This is a genomic window from Sphingomonas sp., assembly GCF_031380695.1.
In the GTDB taxonomy this organism is placed as follows: domain Bacteria; phylum Pseudomonadota; class Alphaproteobacteria; order Sphingomonadales; family Sphingomonadaceae; genus Sphingomicrobium.
In genome coordinates, this window is the sequence record NZ_JANMWY010000323.1 from 1 (window position 1) to 5,405 (window position 5,405).

Below are 5,405 nucleotides of genomic sequence, written 5' to 3' on the forward strand. Positions count from 1 at the left end.
CCGTTGACCGGATCGCCGCCGATCCCGACTGCGGTTGTCTGGCCGAGGCCCTCGTTGGTCGTCTGGAACACCGCCTCATAGGTCAGCGTGCCCGAGCGCGAGACGACGCCGACGCTGCCCTTCTTGAAGATATTACCGGGCATGATGCCGATCTTGCACTCGTCCGGGGTCAGCACGCCCGGACAGTTGGGCCCGATCAGCCGCGATTTCGACCCCGTCAGCGCGCGCTTGACCTTGACCATGTCGAGCACTGGAATGCCTTCGGTGATGGTCACGATCAGCGGCACTTCGGCATCGATCGCTTCGAGGATGGAATCGGCGGCGAAGGGCGGCGGGACATAGATCACGCTCGCGGTCGCGCCGGTGCGGCCGACGGCCTCGGCAACGGTGTCGAACACCGGCAGGCCGATGTGGCTCGTCCCGCCCTTGCCCGGCGTGACCCCGCCGACCAACTGCGTGCCGTAGGCCAGCGCCTGCTGCGTATGGAAGGTGCCCGTTTCACCGGTCATCCCCTGTGTGATGACCTTGGTGCTGCGGTCGATAAGGATGCTCATGCCAGCGACCCGTCGATCGCCTTGCACGCTTCCAGCAGTTCCTTGACCGCGTCGACGCTGACCTTGAGGCCGGCCTTGTCTTCCTCGTCGAGTTCGATTTCGACGATCTTCTCGACCCCGCCGGCGCCAATCTGGACCGGGACGCCGACATACAGCCCGTCGAGGCCGTACTGGCCCTCGACATAGGCGGCGCACGGCAGGATCCGCTTCTGGTCGCGGAGGAACGCTTCGGCCATCGCGATGCCGCTCGTCGCGGGGGCGTAGAAGGCCGAGCCGGTCTTGAGCAGGGCGACGATCTCGCCGCCGCCGCCGCGCGTGCGCTTGACGATCGCGTCGATCTTTTCCTGAGAGCTGAGCCCCATCTTGACCAAGTCCGGCACCGGGATGCCGTTGACGGTCGAATAGCGCACAACCGGGACCATCGTATCGCCGTGGCCGCCCAGCACGAAGGTGTTCACGTCCTTGACCGAAACCTGGAACTCGTCGGCGATGAAGTGGCTGAATCGCGCCGAGTCGAGCACGCCCGCCATGCCCACGACCATGTGGTGCGGCAGACCCGAAAATTCGCGCAGCGCCCAGACCATCGCATCGAGGGGGTTGGTGATGCAAATGACGAACGCGCCCGGCGCATTGGCCTTGATGCCCTCGCCAACCGCCTTCATCACCTTTAGGTTGATCCCGAGCAAATCGTCGCGGCTCATGCCCGGCTTGCGGGCGATGCCGGCGGTGACGATGATCACGTCGGCCCCGGCGATGTCGGCATAGTCGTTCGACCCGGTGACCCTGGCGTCGAAGCCCTCGATCGGGCCGCACTGCGACAGGTCGAGTGCCTTGCCCTGCGGCACGCCTTCGACCACGTCGAACAGGACGATGTCGCCCAATTCCTTCTGCGCGGCGAGATGGGCGAGCGTGCCGCCGATGTTGCCGGCGCCGATCAGGGCGATCTTCTTGCGGGCCATCGAAACCCCTTTCCGAATGTGCTGGGCGCGACGCCATTGCCGCGCGGATGGGACTGGGAAAACGGCGCCCGCTTAGCCGCCCCTTCCCCCGGGGGCAACCGCCGGAACAATTGATCCACCTATTCGGGTGAGATTTTGGGATCCCAAATGCCGTGCCCATAACGGGACGGGGGGAACGATGACTGCCCCCTGTCGTTCTTACCTCGACTGGGCGACTCGAACCGCCCGAGTATTTCTCGGAGAAATGCGATGAAAAAGTTTCTCATCCTGGCGGCGGCCGCGACCGCGACGCTGGCCGCGAGCCCGGCGCTGGCCGACAAGGGTGGCAACGGCCACGGCAACAAGCACCCAGGGCAGTCGCGGGAGTTCGGCGACCGGCACGACGGCGATCGTCGCTGGAGCGATGGCGACCGTCGCGGGGATAACCGCTACGGCTATCGCTCGTCGTATCGCAATTGCCCGCCTGGCCTCGCGAAAAAGCACAACGGTTGCCTGCCCCCAGGCCAGGCGTGGCGTCGCGGCTATCGCGTGCCGAACGGTTATGGCAGTTACACCGCCTACGATCAAATCCCGTACGAATATCGCAACCGCTACGATCTCGACCCGGAGAATCGCTACATCTACCGCGACAACACCATCTATCAGGTCGATCCGCGTACGCAGATCATCCAGCAGATTCTGGGCGGCCTCGTCCGTTAGGCTATCAGAATAAAGCGGGCTGTCCCGTCCTCCGGGGAGCCCGCTCCACAATTTAAATCAGAAAGTCTGGCTGGACGTGCCAGCTGGTGGCGACATTGGTTAGTGCGTTGGCATTGTTGGCGGTGAACCCACCGGACGCCGTACCCAGCCAATTGCTGAGATCGCCAGCATCGCTGTGCCACAAGATATCGGCGCGCCCGTCACCGTTATAATCGCCAGTTGCCACGATATGCCAGCTGTTGGCAATGGTGGTGAGCAGGCTGCCATTGACCGTGAAGCCGCCGCTGGCGGTGCCCAGCCAATCGCCGATTGTGCCGTCATCGTTGCGCCATAGAATGTCGTCGCGACCGTCCCCGTTGAAGTCGCCGGTCCCCTGAACATGCCAACTGGTCGCCACTTGCGTGAAGGCGCTGCCGTTATTGGCGCTGAACCCGCCGGCGCTGTTGCCCAGCCAGTCGCTGACTTCGCCGCTATCGCTGACCCACAATATGTCGGAATTGCCGTCGCCGTTAAAGTCGCCGGTGCCCGCGACATGCCAGCGAGTCGCAATCTGAATCAGCGAATTGGCGTTGTTTGGCGTATATCCGCCGCTCGCGGTGCCGAGCCAATCCGACAGCGTGCCGTCGTCGTTGCGCCACAATATGTCGTCGCGCCCGTCGCCGTTGAAATCGCCCGTCCCGACAATCTTCCAACTGGTCTCAACCAACAAGGCGGCATTGGCATTGTTGGGGGTAAAGCCGCCCGTCGCCGTGCCGAGCCAGTTCGACATTTCGCCGCCATCGCTGCGCCACAGGATATCGACCCTGCCGTCGCCGTTGAAATCTCCCGTCCCGGCGACATGCCAGTTGGTGGCAACCGTGGTCAGCAGCGCACCATTGGCAACCAATCCACCGCTGGCCGTTCCGAACCAGTCGCCGACCGTGCCGTCGACATTGCGCCACAAAATATCGCTGCGCCCATCGCCGTTGAAATCCTGGACAACCGTATTGGCGACCAAGTGGAGGTCGACCCCGCCGCCGGTCACCGCGCTGGCGACGAAGTGGCCGGTGGGTGCGTTGGCCAGGGTCAGCGAGCCACCCGAATAGTTCAGCGTCGTTCCGCTCAGCGAGAAGGTGAAATTCGCCAAGCTGGCGTCGGTGAAGATCAGATGATCCTTGGTCGCAAGATCGGTAATGGTATCGCCGCCATGGCCGGCCGCGCTGTCGCGGAAGCTGTTGATCCCCGCTCCGCCGGTCAGCGAGTCGTTCCCGCCGCCGCCCGTCAGCACATCATCGCCATCGTCGCCGAAGAATGTCTCCGCGCCGACACCGCCGACCAGTATGTCGTTGCCGGCCCCGCCGAACACATTGCCCTGGAGCGTTCCGGACGTGCCGTTATAGCTATCATTGCCGGTGCCCAGCTGGACGTCGCCGACGATGCGGTTGCTGTTGTCGACGACATCGTTGCCGCTGCTGAGCCGGACATCACCGAGCAAGGACCCACCGTTGATGACATGGACGGCGGCCAATGCAGTCGTGCCGAAATCAGCGAACAGCGCGACCTCGGCCTGGATCGTCCCGCTGTTGGTCAGGTCATAGGTGGTGGCCGATGCGGGCGCCAAATCGCGATTGAGCGACACGCCGACGCTCGCATAGGTCGAGTTGGCCGACGTGGTGGCCGAGATCGTCCCGCGATTGCTGAAGCTCGTCGCGATCAGCGTATCCCAGTGGACGCCTTCAGCCAGCGTGGTCCCGGTTGCCGAGATCGTCCCGCTATTGTCGAACGCCACCGATGTCGCGCCGTAGACACCGACAGCAGCGTACGCACTGGTGACCGTGATCGTCCCGCCGTTGGTGATCGTCGCTGCTGCCGCCAGCCCGCCGCCCGAAACATTGACGCCATAGGCCTCGCCCGACGCAGCCGCGACCACGAATATCCCGTCGTTGCGGAACGCAATCATCTGCTGCGGCGCGTAAAAGCCGATCGTCCGACCTAGCGTCAAATCGCCGCTCGACGACAGCCAGTTGCTGGTGACGCCGAAGCGACCGTCGCTCGCGTTCTGGAACAAGTTCTGGGCACTGACGGTCGAAGACGGGGAGATGACGAAGCCGTCGAGAAAGCCGCTGGTCGCCTGCGCCTGGGTGACTGTAACGGTGCCATGGTTGACGAAGGTCGTGCTCGCCGACGTGCTGGTATAGATGAACGCCGGTCGGTCCGTGGCCGAACTGGTGTCGAAGGGGGAGAAGGCTGGATCGGTCGTACTGTCGGTCGTGCCGGCGCCGATCGTAATGCTGCTGCTGACAATGCGCGCCATGATTAAGACCATCCTGTGCAATGGTTCGACCGATCCGGCCGAACATGAGATCCGAGGGCAGCCGAGACAACGGCGCAGCACGCCGGCACCCTCGCCAGCCACACGCCGAACGCCGCGAGCGCCCAACCTCCGTTGGCTATGCGAACAAGGTTAACAAAGTCTTTGCTGTCGCGATTGGTCGAACGATTCGTCAGAATAGCGATACGAACGGTTCGACATGCCAGCTCGGCGGCACCGCGATCAGGGTTGCGGAAATCGCGAAGTCTCCACTCGCCGTCCCCAGCCAGTCGCCCAGCAAGCCATTGTCGTTGCGCCACAACAGATCGTCGCGCCCGTCGCCGTCATAATCGCCGGTGGCGACGACGCGCCAGTCGGTCGGGACCTGCCACAGGTTGGGATTGATGGCGAAGCTGCCCCCGGCACCGCCCAGCCAGTCGCCGAGCCGGCCATCGTCGTTGCGCCATAAAATGTCGGCCCGGCCGTCACCGTTGAAATCCCCGGTGGCGACGATGCGCCAGTCAGACGGCACGTTGACGAGCGCGCTGACGATGTCGAATCCGCCGCCGCTATTGCCTAGCCAGGCGCCGACCGTGCCGCCACCGCTGCGCCACAGGATGTCGGCGAAGCCATCGCCATTATAGTCGCCCGCCCCGGCCACGCGCCACTCCACCGGGACCTGATAAAGCGTCGCGTTGATCGCGAAATCGCCGCTCGTCGTGCCGAGCCAGTCGCCGAGCAAGCCATTGTCGTTACGCCATAATATGTCATCGCGACCGTCGCCATTGAAATCCCCGGTCGCGACAATTTTCCAGTCGGCCGGAACGCTGACCAACTGGCCGTTCGCGGTGAAGCCAGCGGCGGTTGCACCCAACCAGTCGCCGACCGTGCCGTCGTCGTTGC

Annotated in this window: 4 protein-coding genes and 1 pseudogene; 1 reads left to right on the forward strand and 4 read right to left on the reverse strand. The window is 64.0% G+C overall.

Annotated elements, in window-relative coordinates; all coding sequences use genetic code 11:
* Together RMN84_RS11610 and mdh are read right to left on the reverse strand one after the other, a co-directional pair.
* A pseudogene (locus RMN84_RS11610) lies at nucleotides 1–554 on the reverse strand (succinate--CoA ligase subunit alpha); the annotation flags it as partial.
* The gene (mdh, locus tag RMN84_RS11615; RefSeq protein WP_309612327.1) at nucleotides 551–1,513 is read right to left on the reverse strand and encodes a malate dehydrogenase; all 963 of its coding nucleotides are present in this window, start codon (nucleotides 1,511–1,513) and stop codon (nucleotides 551–553) included. The pseudogene RMN84_RS11610 and the gene mdh, both read right to left, overlap by 4 nt.
* Before the next feature lie 249 nt (nucleotides 1,514–1,762).
* Between mdh and RMN84_RS11620 the strand changes: the two genes are divergently transcribed.
* Nucleotides 1,763–2,212, forward strand: coding sequence for a hypothetical protein (locus tag RMN84_RS11620; RefSeq protein ID WP_309612328.1), 450 nt, complete (start codon nucleotides 1,763–1,765; stop codon nucleotides 2,210–2,212).
* Nucleotides 2,213–2,264: 52 nt separating this feature from the next.
* Here the strand turns inward: RMN84_RS11620 and RMN84_RS11625 are convergent, their stop codons facing one another.
* Both RMN84_RS11625 and RMN84_RS11630 read right to left on the reverse strand, forming a co-directional pair.
* Nucleotides 2,265–4,505 (reverse strand): FG-GAP-like repeat-containing protein, encoded by a 2,241-nt coding sequence (locus RMN84_RS11625; protein WP_309612329.1) that lies wholly within the window; start codon nucleotides 4,503–4,505, stop codon nucleotides 2,265–2,267.
* A 190-nt stretch (nucleotides 4,506–4,695) separates the two neighbouring features.
* Nucleotides 4,696–5,405 (reverse strand): VCBS repeat-containing protein (locus RMN84_RS11630; RefSeq protein WP_309612330.1); only part of this gene is annotated, 710 nt, incomplete at its 5' end.